Genomic DNA, 19941 nt, shown 5'->3' with positions numbered 1-19941 from the left:
GAACGCCGCCAGCCGGGAGGCAACATTTCATGCATTGAAGACCCGCCCGATGACCGGCACCGGGCGGGATATTCTTGAGATCAGGCGGTCGTGCCGGAGGGAGTGGTCGCCCCCGCCCATTCGACGCGGCGCGTCGCGTACATGGTCGCGGCGATGGTGACGAAGGAGATCAGCGCGCCGGCGAGCAGCGCATATTCGTCTTCCCGCAGCACGAGATACATGACGCCATAGGCCGAGAGCAGCACGGTGCCAAGCGCGAGGCCGTTCCTTCGGCTGCCCGTCGCGCTGCCGAGATAGGCGGCGACGAGCAGCGTCGTCGCCAGCGCCGCCGCCGCATAGGCGATGGTGAAGCCGGTGTGTTCGGCCAGCGCCAGCAGCAGCACGTAGAAGACGATGAGCGCAAGGCCCGTCAGCACGTACTGGATCCAGTGCACCATGCGCCCGCCCTTCAGCTCCACGACGAAGACGGCGAGGAAGACCAGCGAGATGAAGCCGATCGAGTATTTAAGCGTGCGCGAGACCACCTGGTAGAACTGCACGGGCTCGACGAGGTTGATGCTCATCATGCTACCGGCAAGCGGCAGCGTCGGGCCGGCGGTGACGCGGTCGACGCCGCGGGCGAGATAGGGGATCGTCCACTTGGCGGAAAAGTCCGACTGCGTCACGGTCTTCTCCTCCGGCAGGAACAGGCCCTCGAAGCCGGGATGCGGCCAGTTGGCCCTGGCGGCGAAGCTCGTCGTCTGGCCGGCCGGCGCGACGGCGAAGCTGCGCGAGCCGTTGAGCGACAGGGCGATTTCGAAGGCGAAGCCTTTTTCGACGAGCGGGCGCTCGATGGCCCGGTGCACGCCGACATTGCTCTGCGGCGTGGCATAGCCGTCCACGCCCGTCTCGGCCATTGCGGAGATCTGCCGCATGCCGGGATCGAAGGGCCGCACCGCGCCGTTGTCGATCTTCACGCCGGCATCGGAGCGGATGCCGGTGATGTCGTTGATGTTGAGCACCAGGATGGCACGGTCGAGCTGCGGCGTGCCGGAGAATTGCGCGAGGTCCTGCAGGATGTTGCCGCCGAAGCGGCCCTTCAGCGTCAGCGCGCCGTTATAGACGGGCAGCGCATAGATCGAGAGCCGGCGCTCTTCCGTCTTCAGGTCCGCCGTCACGTCGAGCGTCTCCGGCATGACGAGAACCCATTCGGTCACCTCCTCGACGACCGTGCGCCCATCTACCTGGCGGCTGCGCTGCACGTCGAAAGGCACGGCTATATAGGGCCCGTTGATCGCCTGCGGACCGCCCCAGCCATTGGCGATGCGGTTGGAGACATCCTTGGCCCGCTGGGCCCGCTCTTCCGTCAGCCCCCAGACGAGCAGCAGCGGCACCAGCAGCGCCACGGAAATGATCCCGATCATGATGAACTTGACGCCCGGCGAGCGCAGGAACGCCGAGAGATTGCCGCGCGGCTCGGGATAGCGTGTCGGTTGGAATTGTGTGGGGACGGGATCGTCCGCTTCGGTCGTCGTCATGAAAAGTCCCTCCAGTCGTGAATCGCCTCTTTCGGGCGGGACTTCACGCTAGGGGTGCATTTCGACTGATTGCGCGCGAAATTGGGATCGACTGACGGCGAATTCGCGGCTTTGTGGCGGCTTTCGCGCCTTTGCAACCTTGCAGGAGGAACCCGGCGCGGCGCGCCGGATTCCTGATCATCGCCGTGATGCTATTCGAGGATCTGCACGACGGTGCGCGTCTGCGGATTCACGATGACCCGGCGTTCGTTGACGACTGTATAGGCATAGTCGGCATGGCCGTCGATCGTATGGATTTCCACGCTGTCGGGAATGACCTTGCCGATCAGCACGTCACCCTCGTAGGCGACGGACGGAACCTGCTGTTCCAGCACATAGGTGCGGACCTCGCCGGGCACCACGACCGTGGATTCGGTCATCACCGGATCGGTCTCCTCGACGATGACGGTGCTCTGGGCATAGGCCGAGGCGGACAGCGTCAGAAGCGCTGCCGCCGTGGCAAGAGTGAGCTTGTTGCGCATGTTCGTTCTCCTGTGTTTGACGCGAAGAGAACGGGTATGGCGCCCAACTGTTCCGAACGGCGGGAACGGCAATGCCCTTCCCGCCTTCTTGTCGTCAGTCCTTCTTGGACGGGACGACGCGCAGCGCCAGTTCGCGAAGCTGCGTCGGCGTTGCCGGCGACGGCGCGTTCATCAGCAGGTCCTGCGCCTGCTGGTTCATCGGGAACAGCGAGATCTCGCGCAGGTTCTTCGCGCCGACGAGCAGCATGACGACGCGGTCGATGCCGAAGGCGCAGCCGCCATGCGGCGGGGCCCCGTACTGGAAGGCGCGGTAGAGGCCGCCGAAGCGCTCTTCCACGTCGCTCTGCGAGAGGCCGACCTTCTCGAAGGCCTTGACCATCAGTTCCGGCGACTGGTTACGGATCGAGCCCGAGGCGATTTCGAAGCCGTTGCACACCGCGTCGTACTGATAGGCCTTCAGCTCCAGCGGATCCTTGCTGTCGAAGGCTTCAAGGCCGCCCTGCGGCATGGAGAAGGGGTTGTGCGCGAAGTCGATCTTCTTCTCGTCCTCGTTGTATTCGTAGAACGGGAAGTCGACGATCCAGCACATTTCGTAGCGGTCGCGATCGACGAGGTTCAGTTCCTCCCCGGCGCGGGTGCGGGCTTCGCCGGCGAACTTGTAGAACTTGGCCGGATCGCCGGCGACGAAGAAGCAGGCGTCGCCGTCATCGAGGCCGAGCTGCGTGCGGATGGCTTCCGTACGCTCCTCGCCGATGTTTTTCGCCAGCGGGCCGGCGCCAACAATCTTAGTCGAATAGTTCGGCTTGTTTTTCGCTGCTGCTTCAAACTCAGCATCAGACGGCATTTTGCCGCCTGAGCTGGAAACATCTACGATCACCGCTTCACCTGAGGGTAATCCTTCTTGTCGCCAGAAGATGTAGCCGAGGCCGGGCTGGCCTTGGCTCTGCGCCCAGGCGTTCATGCGGTCGCAGAAGGCGCGGCTGCCGCCGGTCTTGGCCGGGATCGCCCAGACCTGGACCTTCGGGTTCGACGCGATCATGTTGGCGAAGACCTTGAAGCCGGAGCCGGCGAAATGGTCGGTCACGGCCTGCATGACGATGGGGTTTCTGAGGTCCGGCTTGTCGGAGCCGTACTTGCGGATCGCCTCGTCATAGGGAATGCGCGGCCACTGCTTCGTGACGGGCTTGCCTTCGGCGAATTCCTCGAAGACGGCCGTCATCATCGGCTCCATCGTTTCCCAGACGTCTTCCTGGGTGACGAAGCTCATCTCGACGTCGAGCTGGTAGAATTCGCCCGGCAGGCGGTCGGCGCGCGGGTCCTCGTCGCGGAAGCACGGCGCGATCTGGAAGTAGCGGTCGAAGCCCGCGACCATCAGAAGCTGCTTGTACTGCTGCGGCGCCTGCGGCAGGGCGAAGAACTTGCCCTCGTGGATACGGCTCGGCACGAGGAAGTCGCGCGCGCCCTCCGGCGAGGAGGCCGTCAGGATCGGCGTCGTATATTCGGCAAAGCCCGCCTCGCCCATGCCGCGGCGCATGGAGGAGATGATCTGCGTGCGCTTGACGATGTTCTTGTGCAGCGTGTCGCGGCGAAGGTCGAGGAAGCGGTACTTGAGGCGCACGTCCTCCGGATAGTCCGGCTCGCCGAACACCGGCAGCGGCAGCTCCTTGGCGGCGGAGAGCACTTCGATCTCCTGCGCATAGAGCTCGATCTCGCCGGTCGGCATGCCCTTGTTGACCGTGTCCTCGGTGCGCGCCTTGACGGTGCCGTCGATGCGGATCACCCATTCGCCGCGCACGGTCTCGGCCTTCTTGAAGGCCGGGCTGTCGGGGTCGGCGACGACCTGGGTGATGCCGTAATGGTCGCGAAGGTCGATGAACAGCACGCCGCCATGATCTCGAACGCGGTGGACCCAGCCGGAAAGACGGACGGTGCCGCCGACATCCGACTTGCGGAGAGCGGCGCAGGTGTGGCTGCGGTAAGGGTGCATCGTGGTATCCTGAAATGCTGAAGGGCCGCGCGGGAAAAGCCCGGCGCAGTTACCCAAGAAAAATCGCGCGGAAAAGCGCATGGCGGCGGCCGTTTGTCAAGGCTTGGCGGGCCGCAGGGTGCGAATGGGACGGAAGCACCGGCGCAGATGCCCCCCTCTGCCCTGCCGGGCATCTCCCCCTCAAGGGGGGAGATTGGCAAGAGGCGGGAACCTAACCCAATCAATGGCGGTGGAGATGGGCGAAACGGTCCTCCATCCGATCTCCCCCCTTGAGGGGGAGATGCCCGGCAGGGCAGAGGGGGGTGATCCGGCACAAGCCCTGATTTCCCCGCCAACCCTGTCAACCGAATTCGGCGCGGTTCAGCATCAGCCATTGCAGCATCATGATCGTCTTGGCATCCACGATGCCGCCGGTGGCAATCAGGCCACAGGCCTCGTCGATCGGCATCTCGACGATCTCGATATCCTCCCCTTCGCCGTCCACGCCGCCGCCTTTGCCGTCACGCTTCGTCGTATCGATATGGGCGGCGAAGCAGGAGATGCGCTCGGTCAGCGTGCCGGGGCTGGAAAAGGTGTCGAAGAGATGGCGCAGGTCGCGCACCGCATAGCCGGTCTCCTCCATCGCCTCACGCGCGATCGCCGTCTCGGGGCTGTCGTCATCGAGCAGGCCGGCGGGAACCTCCAGCAGGAAGCCGTCCGCATGGCCGCCGAAGAAGGCGCCGGGCCGGAACTGCCGCACCAGGATGACCGATTGCCGCGCGGGATCGACGAGAAGGATCGCTGCGCCGGCCCCATGGTCGTGCACCTCGCGATCGAGGAACTCCACGCGCCCGTCCGCCCGGGTCTGCTCGACAACGACGGTGCGCAGGTGAATGAACCGCTTCCACACCGTGTTCTGCTCGACGATGCGGGCGGGCGACTGCTTGTCTACCGGCATGAAGGATCCTTCGGTTCAGGTCTTGCGCAGCCAGACGCGATTATCGTGGAAAGCCGCCCCGCCATAGGGCGCGATGGGATCGGCGCCCGTCAGCACGTTGATGCCCTCGCCGTCGAGATGGGCGGAGTTCGGCCAGATGCCCTCGGCGATCAGCACGCCGGGCTTGGCGCTATCCGTCACCTTGGCATGCAGACGGATGTCGCCGCGCCCATTGCCGAGGCGCACGACGTCGCCTTCCGCTATCCCGTTTGCCGCCGCGTCCTGCGGATGGATCATCACCTCCGGCCGGCCCTCGCGCTCTTTCGACCCCTTCGTCTCGGAAAAGGTGGAATTGAGGAAGGTGCGGGCCGGCGAGGTCGCGAGGCGGAACGGATGCGCCGCGTCCGCCGTCTCGATGACGTCGACCTGATCGGGGAAGGCCGGCAGCGCCTCATGCGGGCCGAAGGCGCCGAGCACCTTGGGCGGCCTGTTGGGCGCCGGCGTGTTCGTCCAGTTCGGGCGAAAACGGAACTTGCCGTCCGGGAAGCCGAACCCCTTCACGAAATGCGCCGTCTCGAAATCCGGCTGGCAATCGATCCACTTCTCTTCTTTCAGCCCGTCGAAGTCGGTTTCGTAATAGGGCAGCATGCGCGTGATGTGCTCGCGCTCCGAAAGGCCGAAGCCCGGCAGCGTGTCGATGCCGAGGCGCCTGGCCAGTTCCTCGATGACGAAGAGATTGGTGCGCACGGTCGCCGGCGGCTCGACGAGTTTCGGGCCGAGCAGGATGTGCTGGTGGCCGCCGCCGCGATAGATGTCGTCATGCTCGACGAACATGGTGGCCGGCAGCACGATATCGGCGAGCTTGGCCGTATCGGTCATGAACTGCTCGTGCACCGCGACAAAGAGATCGTCGCGCAGAAAACCCTGCTTCACGAGGCGCTGTTCGGGCGCAACGTTGACCGGATTGGTGTTCTGGATGAGCATCGCCGTCACCGGGCCGCGATCACGCAGCGCGACGGCGTCGCCGGTCAGGATGCGGCCGATCTGCGACTGGTCGAGCATGCGGATATCCGGATCGACGAACTTCGTGCCCATCAGCTCGCTCTTGCGCAGATGGAAGATGCCGGAATTGCTGTGGAACGCCCCGCCGCCCTCATGCTGCCAGGAGCCGAGCACGGTGGCGACGGAGAGCGCCGCATGCATGGAGACCGCGCCGTTGCGGCTGCGGGTAAAGCCGTAGCCGAGGCGGAAGAAGCTCTTCTTCGTCCGGCCGACGAGCGCCGCGAAGGCCTCGATCTCCTCGACGGTGAGGCCGGTGATCGCGGCGGCCCATTGCGGGCTGCGCGACGCAAGATGGGCTTCGAGGCCGGCGGGATCGTCGGCATATTTTTCCATGTAGGCGCGGTCGGCATAACCGTCGCGGAAGGCGACATGCATGACGGCGCAGGCGAGCGCCGCATCCGTGCCGGGCCTCAGCTTCAGCGCGATGTCGGCCTGCTTCATGGTCGGATTGTCGTAGACGTCGATGACGACGATCTTCGCGCCCCGCTCCTTGCGCGCCTTGACGGCATGGGTCATCACGTTGACCTGCGTGGAGACGGCATTGGTGCCCCAGATCACCACGCAATCGGACTTCGCCATCTCGCGCGGATCGGGACCGCGTAGCGTGCCCGCGCCCATGACGAAGCCGGTCCAGGCCGGGTTCGTACAGATGGAATCGAAAAAGCCGGAATAGCGTTTGGCGTGGCGCAGGCGCTCGATGGAATCGCGCTGCACGAGGCCCATCGTGCCGGCGTAGTAATAGGGCCAGACGGCCTCGGTGCCGTGCGCCTGCTCGGCCTTGACAAAGCTTTCCGCGATGGCGTCGAGCGCGGCCTCCCAGGATATGTCGGCCCATTCGCCGCTGCCCTTGGCGCCCTTGCGTACCAGCGGCTTCATCAGCCGGTCGGGGTGGTAGAGGCGCTCGGCATAGCGCGCGACCTTGGCGCAGATGACGCCGGCCGTATAGCTGTTGTCGGCGCTGCCCTTGACGCGGCCGACGCGGCCGTCCGCGCCTATCTCGATATCGAGCGCGCAGGTGGAGGGACAATCGTGCGGGCAGGCCGAATGGCCGATCCGCGGTTTTCCAAGATGGGGGGTCGCAACGTTCATGGCTTTTCTATATTGCAGAGCGTGGATGGCCAAAAGGCAAATCATTCTACCATCGCAACAATTCATCGTCGCATCAGGGCGCTTGATCGCCGCGGGGAGCCGCATGAACTATCGTCACATCTACCATGCCGGCAATTTCGCGGACGTGCTGAAACACGCCGTGCTCGCGCGCCTCGTCGCCTACATGCAGGCCAAGGACAAGGCCTTCCGCGTGCTCGACACCCATGCCGGCATCGGGCTCTACGATCTTTCCAGCGAGGAAGCGCAGAAGACCGGCGAATGGCGCGACGGTATCGGCCGGCTGCTCGACGGCGAGATGCCCGCCGCCGTCGCGGACATCCTCGCCCCGTACCTGAAAGCCGTTCACGAACTGAATCCGAACGGCGGGTTAACCTATTATCCCGGCTCGCCAAAACTCGTCCGCATGCTCTTCCGCCCGCAGGACCGTCTTTCCGCCATGGAGCTGCATCCCGACGACTACGAGACGCTGCACCGCCTCTTCGACGGCGACTTCCAGAGCCGCATCACCCGGCTCGACGGCTGGCTCTCGCTCGGCGCGCACCTGCCGCCGAAGGAGAAGCGCGGCATCGTGCTGGTCGATCCGCCCTTCGAGATCGAGGGGGAATACGAGCGGCTGGTTGAGGGACTGGAAAAGGCCGTGCGCCGCTTTGCCGGCGGGGTCTATTGCCTGTGGTATCCGCTGAAGAAGAACGCGCCCATTGCCGCCTTCCACAAGGCGCTGAAGGAAACGGGCATACCCAAGATGCTCTGCGCGGAACTCACCGTGCGGAGCGACCGGGAAACCACGGGGCTGACGGGTTCCGGCCTCATCGTCGTCAATCCGCCTTATACGCTGAAGCAGGAGCTGGACGTTCTCCTGCCCTTCCTGAAGGAACGGCTGGCGCAGGACCGATTCGCCTCGGCGCGCGCCTTCTGGCTCGCGGGAGAAACGAAGGCCTCTTGACCTTTCCCGTTCGGCGGCAACAATCGCGCGCCGAACCGGGAGACCTTCATGACGCCTTTCCTCGCAGCCTCGCGATGAGCCTGCCGCCCTCCTCCACCCTCGTCAGATGCGCCTGGCTGCTCCTCGCGAGCATGGCCGTGCTTTCAGGCTGCGGCGAGGAAAAGCCCGCCGAAAAGCCGAAGACGGAGGCCGGCCGCAAGGCGCCCCAGCAGGAGGCGAAGCTGCCGCGCGGCAAGGGCTTCGATTTCTACGTGCTCTCGCTGTCCTGGTCGCCGACCTGGTGCGCCGGCAACGATTCGGCCGGCAAGACGCAGCAGTGCCGGCGCGGCGAGAACAACGGCTTCATCGTGCACGGCCTCTGGCCGCAGAACGAGCGTGGCTATCCGGAATATTGCCCGACACGCGAGCCGGACCGGGTGCCGGAAAGCCTCGGCCGCACCGTTCTCGACATCATTCCTTCCATGGGCCTGATCGGCCACCAGTGGCGCAAGCACGGTAGCTGTTCGGGCCTCGGCCAGAAGGATTATTTCGCCGTCACGCGCGCCGCCTTCGAGCGCATCCGCATACCGGCCGAAATGGAAGCGCAGCGCGGCAGCGCCCGCCTTTCGCCCGATTCGGTGGAAGAAACCTTCATTGCCGCCAATCCCGGTCTCGATCGCAAGGGGATTGCCGTGACCTGCGAGGACGGGCGGCTCGAGGAAGTCCGCATCTGCATGAATGCCGACCTTTCCTTCCGCGCCTGCCCTGCCGTCGACCGCGCGGCCTGCCGTGCGCGATCCATCGAACAATTGCCCGCTAGATAGGACCCAGCCGATGAAGATCTTCTATTCCGATGCCTCTCCCTACTCCACCAAGGTGCGCATGGCGGCGCACTATGCCGGCCTGCCGGCCGAATCGGTCGTCGTGGACACCAATGCCGATCCGGCTGAGCTTCTGGCCGCCAACCCGCTGGGCAAGATTCCGACGCTCGTCACCGACGACGGCCTTGCCGTCTATGACAGCCGGGCGATCATGAACTATATCGACCGCCAGACCCGCGGCTCGCTCTATCCGCGCAATGCCGCGAAGCGCACGGAGGTCGACATCGTGGAGGCGACAGCCGACGGCGTCTGCGACAGCCTGCTCGCCATCGTCTACGAGCGCCGCCTGCGGCCGGAGGAGAAGATCCACCAGCCCTGGATCGACCGGCAGTGGCAGAAGGTGGAGCGCGCGCTCGATCATCTCGAAGCCAACATGCCGCGCCTCGGCAAGAAGCCGCATGCCGGCCATTTCGCGCTCGCCGCCATGCTGCGCTACATCGAGCTGCGCTTTGCCGGAAAATGGCAGCGCGGCCGGCCGAAGCTGAAGCGCTACCTCGCGCGCTTCGAGGCCGTGTTCCCCGACTACGCCAAGTTCAAAGGTTGAGACCAACAAAAAGGCCGGGGTTTCGCCCGGCCTTTCTGCATTGTCGATAAACCGTCAGGCTTAGAACTTCACGCCCATACCGACGCGGACGCTGTGGTCTTCGAGACCCGAACGAACGTTCGTGCCGCCGACGTTGAAGTCCTTCTTCGAGTAGTCGGTGTAGCGATACTCGACGCGCGCCGTGATGTTGTTGGTCACGAAGGCTTCCACACCGGCGCCGGCCGTCCAGCCGACGAGGTTGCGGTCGTCCTTGCCGACGGCGTTCTTCATTTCGGCGCTCGTGCCGGCAACACCGGCGGTGCCGTAGACCAGAACCGGGTTCAGGTCGATACCGACGCGGCCACGGATCGAGCCGTTGACACCCTGCTTGGCGGTCAGGCCGGCGTTGGAGGAGTCGATGCCCGAATAGTTCAGGTCGGCTTCACCACCGTAGACCATCTGGCCGCTCTGCATGTTGTAGCCGCCATAAACGCCGCCGCCGAAGCCGTTGGCGTTGTTGTTGCCCTGCGCGTTGAACTTGCCGCGCTGCCAGCTGGCCGTACCACCGGCATAACCGCCGGCCCAGTTGCCGGTCGAGACCGGCTCGGAATATTCAGCGGCCGGAGCCTGCGGAACTTCGTCGATGGCATCGGCAGCGTGAGCAGCCTGGAAAGCGACCATGGAAACGGTCGAAGCGACGAGGGTGGCGATGAGTGTACGCATGTTATTCTCCTTTACTAAACGACGCCCTCTTTGTGGGAGGCTATCGGGGGTCGTCATTCCATTTCAGTCCCGCCCGGTTGAGGGGAAATTGAATAAAGATTGAGGAATTGAAAGAGCTAAAATGTGAAATGATTGTGGCGCACACGCGGCACAAATTTGATGTGACTTTTGAACAACAGGTAATTTGTTAACCATAATTTCAACATTCAGGAGAAACGGTAAAATATACTTCAAATTACTTTGAATCTGCTTTTGCGATTAATTTTTCCGCAACCAATTTTCAGGGGGAGTTTAAGCCTGCGCAGAGATGTCTATATCTTTGGCCGGTTAATCAAATGAATCGGCAGGACGGACTTTTCTTGACGCACCCCCTGAAGACGGCCCTCGTGACGGGCGGCGCAAAGCGCATCGGCAAGGCCATCGTGGAAGACCTTGCGGCAAACGGCTTCGCCGTCGCCATCCACGCAAACGAGTCCCTGGAGGAAGCGCAGGCTATTGCCCGCGCGCTCAATGGACGCGGCCTGACGGCGGCCGCGGTGCAATGCGACCTTGCGGATGGGGCAGCAACGGCACGGCTGATCGCGGCCGCCGCCGAGGTCGTCGGCCCGCTCGATCTCCTCGTCAACAACGCCTCCCTCTTCAAGCCGGATACCGTCGATGCCTTCGACGATGCGCTGTGGGACCGGCACTTCGCCGTGCATGTGAAGGCGCCGTCCATTCTCGCCCGCGATTTCCTGCGCCAGCTTCCGGAGGGTGTCTCGGGGTCGATCGTCAACCTCATCGACCAGCGGGTCTGGAACCCGACGCCGCGCTACTATTCCTACACGCTCTCCAAGTCGGCCCTGTGGATGGCGACGCGCACCATGGCGCAGAGCTTTGCGCCGCGCGTGCGCGTCAACGCCATCGGCCCCGGCCCCTCGCTGCCGAACGAGCGGCAGGACGATGCCGATTTCCAGGCGCAGGTGGAGGGGCTGATCCTGCGCCGGGGGCCGGCCCTTGCGGAATTTGGCCGAACAGTTCGCTTTTTGTTCGACACGCCGTCCATAACGGGGCAAATGATAGCGCTCGATGGCGGGCAGCATCTCGCCTGGGAAACACCCGATGTCGGGGGAATAGCGGAATGAATGGCCGGAAGGTGGAGGATGGCGGCATCCTCTACGACGAGAACGAAACGGACGACGAGGACGAGCTTCAGGAAAGCCCGGCCGCAAGCGTCGTCGCGCCCGCCGTCGCCACGCCCGGCATCGACTGGAACGAGGGCGGCGACGTACCGGAAGGCGTTATCGGCGCCGAGCTGATCCAGGTCTTCGTCAAGCGCCTGCCGAACAGCCCCGGCGTCTACCGCATGTTCAATGCGGACGGCGACGTGCTCTATGTCGGCAAGGCGCGCAGCCTGAAGAAGCGCGTGACGAACTATGCGCAGGGCCGCGGCCATTCCAACCGCATCGCGCAGATGATTCGCCAGACGGCCAACATGGAGTTCGTCACCACGCGCACCGAGACCGAGGCGCTGCTGCTCGAAGCGAACCTCATCAAACGCCTGCGCCCGCGCTTCAACGTGCTGCTGCGCGACGACAAGTCGTTTCCCTATATCCTCGTGACCGGCGACAGCCGCGCGCCGGCGATCTTCAAGCATCGCGGCGCGCGCAGCCGCAAGGGCGACTATTTCGGCCCCTTCGCCTCGGCGGGCGCCGTGGGGCGTACGATCAACTCGCTGCAGCGCGCCTTCCTTTTGCGCACCTGCACCGACAGCGTGTTCGAGACGCGCACGCGGCCCTGCCTGCTCTACCAGATCAAGCGCTGTTCCGGCCCCTGCACGAACGAGATCCGCGATGCGGACTATGCCGAGCTGGTGCAGGAGGCGAAGGATTTCCTCTCCGGCAAGAGCCAGAAGGTGAAGGCGCACATGGCCGAGGCCATGAACGCCGCCGCAGAGGACCTCGATTTCGAGCGCGCCGCGGTCTACCGTGACCGGCTGGCCGCGCTTTCCCACGTCCAGAGCCATCAGGGCATCAACCCCGCCGGGGTGGAAGAGGCCGACGTCTTCGCCATCCATCACGAGGGCGGCATTTCCTGCATCCAGGTGTTCTTCTTCCGCACCGGGCAGAACTGGGGCAACCGCGCCTATTTCCCGAAGGCCGACCCGCAGCTTTCCGGCAGCGAGGTGCTGAACGCCTTCCTCGCCCAATTCTACGATGACAAGCCCTGTCCGCGGCAAATCCTGTTGTCCGAGTCTGTCGAGGAGATCGACCTGCTTTCGCAAGCGCTGTCCGAACGGTCCAACTACAGGGTCACGATCTCCGTGCCGCAGCGCGGCGAGAAGAAGGACCTCGTCGACCATGTCGTGGCCAATGCCCGCGAGGCGCATGGCCGCAAGCTGGCCGAGACGGCCTCGCAATCCCGCCTGCTGGAAGGGTTCGCGGCGACCTTCAAGCTGCCTTACGTGCCGCGCCGCATCGAGATCTACGACAACTCGCACATCATGGGCACCAACGCTGTCGGCGGCATGGTGGTGGCGGGGCCGGAAGGCTTCGTGAAGGGCCAGTACCGCAAGTTCAACATCAAATCGAACGAGATCACGCCCGGCGACGACTTCGGCATGATGAAGGAAGTGATGACCCGGCGCTTCCAGCGCCTCATCAAGGAAGAAGGCCTGCCCGACCGCAATGCGGACCAGAGCGCGGAGGCGGCGGACCTGCCCTTCCCCGCCTGGCCCGACGTCATCCTCATCGACGGCGGCCAGGGCCAGATGACGGCGGTGCGCGCGATCCTCGAGGAGCTCGGCATCACCGACCAGGTGATCGCGATCGGCGTCGCCAAGGGCGCCGACCGCGAGGCCGGACGCGAGCGCTTCTTCATGCGCGGCATACCGGACTTCTCGCTGCCGCCGCGCGATCCCGTACTCTACTTCGTGCAGCGCCTGCGCGACGAGGCGCACCGCTTCGCCATCGGCTCGCACCGGGCGCGGCGCAAGAAGGAGATGGTCCGCAACCCGCTCGACGAGATCGGCGGCATCGGCCCGACGAGGAAACGCGCCCTGCTCCAGCATTTCGGCACCGCCAAGGCCGTCTCCCGCGCGGCGATGGCCGACCTCATGGCCGTCGACGGCATTTCGGAAAGCGTCGCCCGCATCGTCTACAACCACTTCCACGACAATGCGGCGGGATAGCTGGCGCCCTTGCGCCGGCCGGTGCTAGGATGGCCGCACGGCATTCCTTCACCGACGAGCGAGGACCGATGACCGCATTCACGAGAACCCTTTTTTGCGCGACCGGCCTTTTCGCGATGCCGATCGCCGCCGCCGCGCAGACCCAGGTGGGCAACGCCCAGATGGTGAGCGTGACGGGCACCTGCGGCAAGCTCGTCGTCGGCGACCGGGAGCTCACCGGCGCGTGCTCGGCAAAACTCCTCAACGTCGCGTATCCGGACGGGCGCGTCGGCTTCTACTTCGTGCTGAACGACGGCCGCATCGTCACCTTCAGCGGCATGGACGGCGACAACCCGACGCCGGATACGGACGTGATCCATCTCGACAAGGTCATCATGAGCCGCACCGACACGCCGGACCGGCCCGATGTCTTCGTCGCGACGGGCACATGCGGCTTCGGCAATCCCACGAAGGGACCGATGACGGTCGCCTGCGACGGCACGCTTTCGCAAGGCGGCGTCTTCTCCGCCGCCTTCACGACGGACGGCAAGCCACCGACTTAGGTCCATCACGCGGAAAAATCTGCTTTTTTCCGCGGCAAATCGGGGATGGGCCGGGTTATTGCGCAGCACTCCGTAAATTCGCCAAGAATTGCCGGAAACAAAGGTTGACGGCACAGTCACAAAGACCTCATCTAGCCGCTAAGATAGTCGAGACTGAAGATTCCATGGCTTCCCGCGCATATAGCATCCCGAACCTCCTCACCTACGCCCGCATCGTGGCCGTTCCGCTGATCGTGCTCTGCTTCTTCGTCGAAGGGCGGCTGGAATCGTCGGATTTCGCGCGCTGGACGGCCTTCTGGCTGTTCGTCGTGGCGTCGATCACCGACTATTTCGACGGCTATCTCGCGCGCATCTGGAACCAGACGTCGAATATCGGCCGCATGCTGGACCCGATCGCCGACAAGCTGCTGGTCGCCTCGGTGCTGCTGCTGATGGCGGCCGACGGCACGATCGCCGGCTGGACCATCTGGGCGGCGATCATCATCCTGTGCCGCGAAATGCTCGTTTCGGGCCTGCGCGAATATCTCGCCGACCTCAAGGTCAGCGTGCCGGTGACGCGCATCGCCAAGTGGAAGACGACGATCCAGATGCTGGCCATCGGCTTCCTGCTGGCCGGCCCCGCCGGCGACAAGATCCTGCCTTATACGACGGAGATCGGCATCACCCTGCTCTGGGTCGCCGCGATCATCACCATGTATACCGGCTACGACTATTTCCGCGCCGGCCTAAAGCACATCGTGGACGAATAGTATGACCAGGCTCGTCTATTTCGCCTGGGTACGCGAACGGATCGGCAAGGGCGAGGAAGAAATCGACCTGCCCGCCTCGGTGAAGACGGGCAGCGATCTTCTCGCGCATCTCAAGACGCTGGGCGAGGACTATGCCCATGCGCTGGAGCACGAGAAGGTCATCCGCATCGCGATCAACCAGGAACATGTCGAGCACGACGAGCCGATCGCCGGCGCCCGCGAGATCGCGCTCTTCCCGCCGATGACGGGGGGCTGAGCCCGTGGCCGGCGACGCCTCGGTTCCGGTCATCGTTCGCGTCCAGCACGAGGATTTCGACGCGGCGGCCGAGACGGCGCGCCTCACGGAAAACCGGGCCGCAGCCGGCGCCATCGTCACCTTTACCGGGCTTTGCCGCGATGAAGGCGGAAAACTCTCCGCGCTGGAGCTGGAACACTATCCCGGCATGGCGGAGGCCGAGATCGGCCGCATCTGCCGGGAGGCCGTGCAGCGCTTCTCGCTTCTCGGCCTTGCCGCCATCCACCGGGTCGGCAAGATCGCGCCGGGCGAAAACATCGTGCTCGTCATCGCCGCCGCGCCGCACCGCCACGCCGCCTTCGACGGCGCGTCCTTCGTGATGGACTATCTCAAGACCTCGGCGCCCTTCTGGAAGAAGGAGCACTTTGCCGACGGCAACACCGGCGGCTGGGTCGACGCCAAGGAAAGCGACGACCGGGCGCGGGAGAAGTGGTCTTAGCCCGTCAGGGCACCGGCCGTTCACGCCGGAAGATGACCAGCAGCAGCACCAGCGCAGAAAAGATCACCAGGTCCCGCCACAGGAAATCGCCGTAGGCACTCCAGATGGTTTCGGCGAGCCCCATGGCCGCGCCGCCGAGCGCCGAGAGCAGCGGCGCCCCTGCCCCGCCGATGGCGGCGATGAACAGCACCTTCACGCCGAAAACGAGCCCGGCGCCAAAATCCATGTTGCCGTAGTAGGAGACGGCGAGGATGCCGGTGAGGCTGGCGATCAGCGCCGCGCCGGCATAGGCGGCGAGATAGACGCCCGCGGCATCGACGCCGCACAGTTCCGCCGCCTGCCGGTCTTCCGACACAGCCCGCCAGCGCCGGCCCCAGGCGGAGCGGGCGAGGAAGACATGGCCGATGGCGACGATAACAGCCATGGCCAGCGTATTCGCCAGTTGCAGAACCGTCAGCGCCACCGGGAAGGCGGGATCGTTCCAGAAGACCACCGGCGTCGAGAGCAGCGGCGGCAGCCACAGGCTGCGCGTTTCCGACGCGAGCCGCGCCGTCTCCATCAGCACCAGCACCACGCCGAGCGCGGCGACCACGACCGTGTTGTCGGAGGAAAAGGCGAGCGGGCGCATGACATGGCGGCCGATGACGAGGCCGGCACCGACACCGTAAAGGAGCGCGATCGCCGCGCCGAAGGCGAGCGCCGCCGGCAGGACGAGCCAGAGCTGGTTCCAGCCGTAGCCGGCAAACAGCACGAACATCTGCGCGGCGAAGGCGAAGAGCGCGCCATAGGCGATATCCGCGCGGCGCGTGACGGCAAAGGCAATTGAATAGCCGAAGGCGAGCACCGCATAGAGCGCTGCGACCGGCACTGCATTGGCGATCTGCTGGAGAAAATAGGCCATGGGTGTTCCACGCGTTTGCGAAATTATAACTGGCAAAATCGCTTTTACCAGTTAGAATATCGCCATGACCTTTTCCTGGACCCCGCATCGGTTTTCCGGCGGCGCGCTCGCCCTCGATGTCGCTAATTCCGTGGTGCTGCGCGCCGATCCCGAACGGCGGATCGATCGTTTCGCCGATCCGGACGTGATGGATGCCTTTCCCGGCGGCGCAAACCGGTACGGGGCGGAACGCCATCTCTTCGGCCCGCTCGAAGCGGTGAGCGGCGACGCGCGCGACGGGCTGGTCGACCTGCGCGAGGCGATCGACCGGCATTTTCGCGCGGAGGTTCTGGGTGCCGGGAAACCGGCGCTGCTGGCCGACCTGCTCGAAGCCACCGCCGCGGTCATGCGCCGGTCCGGCGCGCGGCCGCGGGCGCTCGATACGGCCACCGCCCGCTCCGCCCTCCTGCTGCTCGCACAGCCGGAGCCCGAACGGCTGAAAATCTGCCCGAACTGCCACTGGCTGTTCCTCGACCGCAGCCGCAACCGCTCACGCGCCTGGTGCGACATGGCCGTCTGCGGCAACCGGGCGAAGGCGAGCCGCCACTATCGCCGCAATCGCGAGGAGCCAGACCCATGAGACGCATGCTGACGATCCTGCTGCCGCTCGCGCTCCTCCTCACCGCCTGCCAGCGCGAAACAGGCCCCGATCCGCTGAAACTCACCGGAAAGATGTTCGTCTTCAACTACCGCCTCGCCTATGCGACCTATCTCGTCACGCTGGAACAGACCCAGCCGTTGCCGGCGGGCTCCATCGTGAAGGCCGAATTCGAGAATCCGGCGGGCGGCGCGGTGCTGACGCTGGAGCGCAGGATTTTCCCCAACCTGCCGCGCGTGGTGCTGGAGAGCCCTGACATCACCTGCGTGAAGAAGGACCAGCCCTACAAGGTCACGGTCTCGGTGATCGGCCCGGATGGCGCGCAACTGCAATCCCTGGAAACGCAGGTGACCTCCAACGTCGACCAAAGCATCCTTCCGGCAAAGGCACTCGTGGTCGGCCCCGGCTACGACCGGAACCCGGAGGTCTTCAAGGACGGCAAGGCGCCGGAGCATTTCGAAACGGCGACCTGCCCGACCTGACGCCCAAACGAAGAAACCGGAGCCTTGCGGCCCCGGTTCCAAAAATTATTTCAAAGGCTTCCGGCTGCAACCGGAAAAACCGATTCAGCCGACGATTTCGGTGTCGGAGAACCAGTACTTGATTTCCTGGGCAGCGGTTTCCGGGGCGTCGGAGCCGTGAACCGAGTTCTCGCCGATGGAAAGAGCGTGGGTCTTGCGGATCGTGCCCTCGTCGGCGTTGGCCGGGTTGGTGGCGCCCATGACTTCGCGGTTCTTGAGGATGGCGTTCTCGCCTTCCAGAACCTGAACGATCGTCGGGCCCGAGGTCATGCCTTCGACGAGTTCGCCGAAGAAGGGGCGTTCCTTGTGAACGGCGTAGAAGCCTTCGGCTTCGCGCTTGCTCATCCAGACGCGCTTGGAAGCCACGACGCGGAGGCCCGCATCTTCGAGCATCTTGGTGATCGCGCCGGTCAGGTTGCGCTTCGTCGCGTCCGGCTTGATCATCGAAAAGGTGCGTTCAATCGCCATTTTCCCGTTTCCCTTGGTTTTCCGGTGAAAGTGGCGGTTCAATAGCCGCCAACGCCCCGCAAAACAAGAGGGGCGCGGCGTTTGGCGAATTCAGCGGCAAACTTTCATGCTGCCGTCACACGATGGCCGACGCCGCCGTGCAGATCGAGGCATCGGCCGAACCACAATGCGACCGGGTCGTCCTCGGCCAGTACCCTCGTGCCCGCCGTCGTGCGCAGCCATTGCAGCGCGCCGAAGACGATGTAGTCGGGGAAAAGCGGTCCCTCACCGCCGATGAAGGGCTGGATTTTCAGCGTGTTGCGCAGGGGCTGGAGCCTCTTCGCGAAGCCCTCGATCTCCGCCCTGCCCGCGGCCGCGATATCCTCCAGCGACGCGCCGAGCCGCTCCTCGCGGCTGCGGCGGAAATAGGCCTGATCCGTCGGGTCCAGCAGGTTGTGGATGTCGAGAATGGCGATGCGGGTGACAGCCATGTGCAGCGCCGACTGCGACCAGCTCTCGATGAAGCGCGCCATCGCCTTGCCGCCCTCCCCGCCGAACAGCGACGGCCGGTCGGGATAGGCCTCGTCGAGATAGAGCGCGATCTCGAAACTGTCGCGCACCAGCCTGTCGCCATCGCGCAGCAGCGGCACGGTCGCAGTCGCACCGCCCTCGACCGCCTTGATCTCAGTGAAGCCGACCGGCACCGTCTCGTAATCGAGCCCCTTGTGGGCGAGCGACATCACCGTCTTCCAGACATGGGGCGAAAACTGGCGGGCCTTGTCGGTCCCGGCAAGGGCGTAGAGCAGTCGGGTCATGAAAACCTCTTCGTTCGGATCGGCGCATTGGAGCGCAGGGCGGCGAGGAGTGCAAATCAGATAATTTCATGGATCGCATTCATGCGAGCAATGGCGGCCTGCGATATAGTCGCGGCGTTGCAGGGAGACCCCGTATGCTCAACCACTACCGCATGTTCGCCGCCTACAATGCCTGGGCCAACCGCGCGCTCTACGAAGAGGTCGGCAAGCTCGACGATGCCGCCTATCGCAAGGATCTCGGCGCCTTCTTCGGCTCGCTGCACGGCACGCTGAACCACCTCCTCACCGCCGACCGCATCTGGATGAAGCGCTTTACCGGCGAGGGGGAAGCCCCAAAGAGCCTCGACACGATCCTCCACGAGGATTTTGCGGGCCTCAGAACCGCCCGACAGGCCGAGGATGCACGCCTTGCAGCCTTCGCCGCTTCGCTGACGAAAGAGAGAATCGTAGCTGACTTCACCTACAGCCCGCTCACCAATCCCGCAGTCGTCACCCACCCGCTCGGCGCGGCGCTGACCCACCTCTTCAACCACCAGACCCACCATCGCGGCCAGTGCCACGCCATGCTGACAGCGCTCGGCGGGCCGAGCATCACGCTGGACCTGATCTATTTCGTTCGTACCGAGGGCAAGGAATTCCTGTAAATTTTAGGGTGAGTAGCATCTTCCTGTTCCTGCAACAGTAGTGATACAGTGATGGGGTATGGAAGCGCTCGGCATCGATTTTGGGGGCTGCTCCGCCCTGTCACCCAGGTGACAGGCTCGGGCGATCGGTGATGGGATAGTCGCTGCCATTGGGGCTGACGCCGGATGGCGCGTGCCTCGCCCGGAGAGAGGAAAAGCAATGGCAAGAACGACCGAAGAGTGGGCCGCCCTGCTCGGAAGCACGCTTTGCAAGATGTCACGCGTTTACGGCACCGACGCCCCGAACGCCTACTTGCCGGAAGAGTGCTATCCGGTCATCGAGAAGACGCTCGACGTGGCGCTGCAGGAAGCGCGCGCGGAGGGGTATGCAGCGGCGATGCGAGACCTGCAGCAGAACCGCGCGGTGCGCGCCGCAAAACCGCAGCGCTCGACGATGATCAGCCAGGTCATGCGGGCGATCCCGCTCGCCCGGCGCATCGCCTGACACGGCACCGGTTTCACGGAGCGGCGCAGGGACAGCGCCGCCCCATGAAACGGGCGCCCTTGCCTATCGTCAACTTTGGTTGAATCCTTAGCTCAGCACACGCAAAATTAACCGCACAATCCGATAGTTACGCCGA

At 64.6% G+C, this 19941-nt stretch carries 22 protein-coding genes; 13 read left to right on the top strand and 9 right to left on the bottom strand.

The features are described from left to right. Positions 1-80: 80 nt before the first annotated feature. From creD to Q9316_RS06520, 5 genes are all read right to left on the bottom strand, one after another. On the bottom strand, positions 81-1517 hold the full coding sequence (gene creD / locus Q9316_RS06545; RefSeq protein ID WP_306034416.1) for a cell envelope integrity protein CreD: 1437 nt from the start codon (positions 1515-1517) through the stop codon (positions 81-83). A gap of 191 nt (positions 1518-1708) precedes the next feature. Then, the gene (locus tag Q9316_RS06540) at positions 1709-2038 is read right to left on the bottom strand and encodes a DUF1236 domain-containing protein (protein WP_306034415.1); all 330 of its coding nucleotides are present in this window, start codon (positions 2036-2038) and stop codon (positions 1709-1711) included. Between the two features lie 94 nt (positions 2039-2132). After that, positions 2133-4025: an aspartate--tRNA ligase gene (aspS, locus tag Q9316_RS06535; protein WP_306034414.1), complete on the bottom strand. Its 1893-nt coding sequence runs from the start codon at positions 4023-4025 to the stop codon at positions 2133-2135. A gap of 340 nt (positions 4026-4365) precedes the next feature. Beyond that, positions 4366-4962, bottom strand: coding sequence for an NUDIX domain-containing protein (locus Q9316_RS06525; RefSeq protein WP_306034413.1), 597 nt, complete (start codon positions 4960-4962; stop codon positions 4366-4368). A 15-nt stretch (positions 4963-4977) separates the two neighbouring features. After that, on the bottom strand, positions 4978-7092 hold the full coding sequence (locus tag Q9316_RS06520) for a molybdopterin-containing oxidoreductase family protein (protein WP_371877968.1): 2115 nt from the start codon (positions 7090-7092) through the stop codon (positions 4978-4980). Positions 7093-7195: 103 nt separating this feature from the next. On the opposite strand from Q9316_RS06520, the gene Q9316_RS06515 reads away from it, so the two are divergent. From Q9316_RS06515 to Q9316_RS06505, 3 genes are all read left to right on the top strand, one after another. Beyond that, positions 7196-8056 carry a 23S rRNA (adenine(2030)-N(6))-methyltransferase RlmJ gene (locus tag Q9316_RS06515; protein WP_306034411.1) on the top strand — a complete coding sequence of 287 codons (861 nt, stop codon included), beginning with the start codon at positions 7196-7198 and terminating at the stop codon, positions 8054-8056. A gap of 74 nt (positions 8057-8130) precedes the next feature. Beyond that, complete coding sequence (locus Q9316_RS06510) at positions 8131-8859, top strand: ribonuclease T2 family protein (RefSeq protein ID WP_306034410.1); 729 nt, start codon at positions 8131-8133, stop codon at positions 8857-8859. A 10-nt stretch (positions 8860-8869) separates the two neighbouring features. Next, positions 8870-9460 (top strand): glutathione S-transferase family protein, encoded by a 591-nt coding sequence (locus Q9316_RS06505; protein WP_306034409.1) that lies wholly within the window; start codon positions 8870-8872, stop codon positions 9458-9460. Between the two features lie 60 nt (positions 9461-9520). Here the strand turns inward: Q9316_RS06505 and Q9316_RS06500 are convergent, their stop codons facing one another. Continuing rightward, a complete protein-coding gene (locus Q9316_RS06500) occupies positions 9521-10162 on the bottom strand; it encodes an outer membrane protein (RefSeq protein ID WP_306034408.1) in 642 nt (213 codons plus the stop codon). 359 nt (positions 10163-10521) lie between these two features. Between Q9316_RS06500 and Q9316_RS06495 the strand changes: the two genes are divergently transcribed. From Q9316_RS06495 to Q9316_RS06470, 6 genes are all read left to right on the top strand, one after another. Next, complete coding sequence (locus Q9316_RS06495) at positions 10522-11286, top strand: SDR family oxidoreductase (protein WP_306034407.1); 765 nt, start codon at positions 10522-10524, stop codon at positions 11284-11286. After that, the gene (gene uvrC, locus Q9316_RS06490; protein ID WP_306034406.1) at positions 11283-13331 is read left to right on the top strand and encodes an excinuclease ABC subunit UvrC; all 2049 of its coding nucleotides are present in this window, start codon (positions 11283-11285) and stop codon (positions 13329-13331) included. Before Q9316_RS06495 ends, uvrC begins: the two co-directional genes overlap by 4 nt. Positions 13332-13399: 68 nt before the next feature. Continuing rightward, complete coding sequence (locus Q9316_RS06485) at positions 13400-13873, top strand: hypothetical protein (protein ID WP_306034405.1); 474 nt, start codon at positions 13400-13402, stop codon at positions 13871-13873. 164 nt (positions 13874-14037) lie between these two features. Next, complete coding sequence (pgsA, locus tag Q9316_RS06480) at positions 14038-14622, top strand: CDP-diacylglycerol--glycerol-3-phosphate 3-phosphatidyltransferase (RefSeq protein ID WP_306034404.1); 585 nt, start codon at positions 14038-14040, stop codon at positions 14620-14622. Between the two features lies 1 nt (position 14623). Next, positions 14624-14878, top strand: a complete 255-nt coding sequence (moaD, locus tag Q9316_RS06475) for a molybdopterin converting factor subunit 1 (RefSeq protein WP_306034403.1) — start codon at positions 14624-14626, stop codon at positions 14876-14878. A 4-nt stretch (positions 14879-14882) separates the two neighbouring features. Next, complete coding sequence (locus tag Q9316_RS06470; RefSeq protein WP_306034402.1) at positions 14883-15356, top strand: molybdenum cofactor biosynthesis protein MoaE; 474 nt, start codon at positions 14883-14885, stop codon at positions 15354-15356. 4 nt (positions 15357-15360) lie between these two features. On the opposite strand, the gene Q9316_RS06465 is transcribed toward Q9316_RS06470, so the two are convergent. Continuing rightward, entirely contained in the window at positions 15361-16257 is an 897-nt protein-coding gene (locus Q9316_RS06465; RefSeq protein ID WP_306034401.1) for a branched-chain amino acid ABC transporter permease, read from the bottom strand. A gap of 64 nt (positions 16258-16321) precedes the next feature. Here Q9316_RS06465 and Q9316_RS06460 point away from each other — a divergent pair, with 64 nt between their 5' ends. Both Q9316_RS06460 and Q9316_RS06455 read left to right on the top strand, forming a co-directional pair. After that, a complete protein-coding gene (locus tag Q9316_RS06460) occupies positions 16322-16876 on the top strand; it encodes a CGNR zinc finger domain-containing protein (protein ID WP_306034400.1) in 555 nt (184 codons plus the stop codon). Beyond that, positions 16873-17376 carry a hypothetical protein gene (locus Q9316_RS06455; RefSeq protein WP_306034399.1) on the top strand — a complete coding sequence of 168 codons (504 nt, stop codon included), beginning with the start codon at positions 16873-16875 and terminating at the stop codon, positions 17374-17376. Before Q9316_RS06460 ends, Q9316_RS06455 begins: the two co-directional genes overlap by 4 nt. Positions 17377-17460: 84 nt before the next feature. Here the strand turns inward: Q9316_RS06455 and ndk are convergent, their stop codons facing one another. Beyond that, entirely contained in the window at positions 17461-17883 is a 423-nt protein-coding gene (gene ndk, locus Q9316_RS06450; RefSeq protein WP_050742909.1) for a nucleoside-diphosphate kinase, read from the bottom strand. Between the two features lie 104 nt (positions 17884-17987). Continuing rightward, positions 17988-18677 (bottom strand): glutathione S-transferase family protein, encoded by a 690-nt coding sequence (locus Q9316_RS06445; protein ID WP_306034398.1) that lies wholly within the window; start codon positions 18675-18677, stop codon positions 17988-17990. 134 nt (positions 18678-18811) lie between these two features. Between Q9316_RS06445 and Q9316_RS06440 the strand changes: the two genes are divergently transcribed. Both Q9316_RS06440 and Q9316_RS06435 read left to right on the top strand, forming a co-directional pair. After that, entirely contained in the window at positions 18812-19321 is a 510-nt protein-coding gene (locus tag Q9316_RS06440) for a DinB family protein (RefSeq protein WP_306034397.1), read from the top strand. 199 nt (positions 19322-19520) lie between these two features. Continuing rightward, a complete protein-coding gene (locus Q9316_RS06435) occupies positions 19521-19805 on the top strand; it encodes a hypothetical protein (protein ID WP_306034396.1) in 285 nt (94 codons plus the stop codon). Positions 19806-19941: the final 136 nt, after the last annotated feature.

Source organism: Shinella zoogloeoides (assembly GCF_030733845.1).
GTDB classification, from domain to species: domain Bacteria; phylum Pseudomonadota; class Alphaproteobacteria; order Rhizobiales; family Rhizobiaceae; genus Shinella; species Shinella zoogloeoides_C.
Note: the sequence above shows the minus strand (reverse complement) of the source record. Positions and strands in the feature narration are given on the sequence as shown.

Excerpts from the sequence above, each read along its gene's own strand:
- creD (WP_306034416.1), bottom strand. The coding sequence starts at position 1,517 with ATGACGACGACCGAAGCGGACGATCCCGTCCCCACACAATTCCAACCG.
- Q9316_RS06445 (WP_306034398.1), bottom strand. The coding sequence starts at position 18,677 with ATGACCCGACTGCTCTACGCCCTTGCCGGGACCGACAAGGCCCGCCAG.
- pgsA (WP_306034404.1), top strand. The coding sequence starts at position 14,038 with ATGGCTTCCCGCGCATATAGCATCCCGAACCTCCTCACCTACGCCCGC.
- Q9316_RS06505 (WP_306034409.1), top strand. The coding sequence starts at position 8,870 with ATGAAGATCTTCTATTCCGATGCCTCTCCCTACTCCACCAAGGTGCGC.
- Q9316_RS06525 (WP_306034413.1), bottom strand. The coding sequence starts at position 4,962 with ATGCCGGTAGACAAGCAGTCGCCCGCCCGCATCGTCGAGCAGAACACG.
- aspS (WP_306034414.1), bottom strand. The coding sequence starts at position 4,025 with ATGCACCCTTACCGCAGCCACACCTGCGCCGCTCTCCGCAAGTCGGAT.
- Q9316_RS06510 (WP_306034410.1), top strand. The coding sequence starts at position 8,131 with ATGAGCCTGCCGCCCTCCTCCACCCTCGTCAGATGCGCCTGGCTGCTC.
- Q9316_RS06455 (WP_306034399.1), top strand. The coding sequence starts at position 16,873 with ATGAGACGCATGCTGACGATCCTGCTGCCGCTCGCGCTCCTCCTCACC.
- Q9316_RS06540 (WP_306034415.1), bottom strand. The coding sequence starts at position 2,038 with ATGCGCAACAAGCTCACTCTTGCCACGGCGGCAGCGCTTCTGACGCTG.
- Q9316_RS06440 (WP_306034397.1), top strand. The coding sequence starts at position 18,812 with ATGCTCAACCACTACCGCATGTTCGCCGCCTACAATGCCTGGGCCAAC.
- Q9316_RS06520 (WP_371877968.1), bottom strand. The coding sequence starts at position 7,092 with ATGAACGTTGCGACCCCCCATCTTGGAAAACCGCGGATCGGCCATTCG.
- Q9316_RS06465 (WP_306034401.1), bottom strand. The coding sequence starts at position 16,257 with ATGGCCTATTTTCTCCAGCAGATCGCCAATGCAGTGCCGGTCGCAGCG.
- Q9316_RS06460 (WP_306034400.1), top strand. The coding sequence starts at position 16,322 with ATGACCTTTTCCTGGACCCCGCATCGGTTTTCCGGCGGCGCGCTCGCC.
- Q9316_RS06515 (WP_306034411.1), top strand. The coding sequence starts at position 7,196 with ATGAACTATCGTCACATCTACCATGCCGGCAATTTCGCGGACGTGCTG.
- Q9316_RS06485 (WP_306034405.1), top strand. The coding sequence starts at position 13,400 with ATGACCGCATTCACGAGAACCCTTTTTTGCGCGACCGGCCTTTTCGCG.
- Q9316_RS06500 (WP_306034408.1), bottom strand. The coding sequence starts at position 10,162 with ATGCGTACACTCATCGCCACCCTCGTCGCTTCGACCGTTTCCATGGTC.
- ndk (WP_050742909.1), bottom strand. The coding sequence starts at position 17,883 with ATGGCGATTGAACGCACCTTTTCGATGATCAAGCCGGACGCGACGAAG.
- uvrC (WP_306034406.1), top strand. The coding sequence starts at position 11,283 with ATGAATGGCCGGAAGGTGGAGGATGGCGGCATCCTCTACGACGAGAAC.
- Q9316_RS06435 (WP_306034396.1), top strand. The coding sequence starts at position 19,521 with ATGGCAAGAACGACCGAAGAGTGGGCCGCCCTGCTCGGAAGCACGCTT.
- moaD (WP_306034403.1), top strand. The coding sequence starts at position 14,624 with ATGACCAGGCTCGTCTATTTCGCCTGGGTACGCGAACGGATCGGCAAG.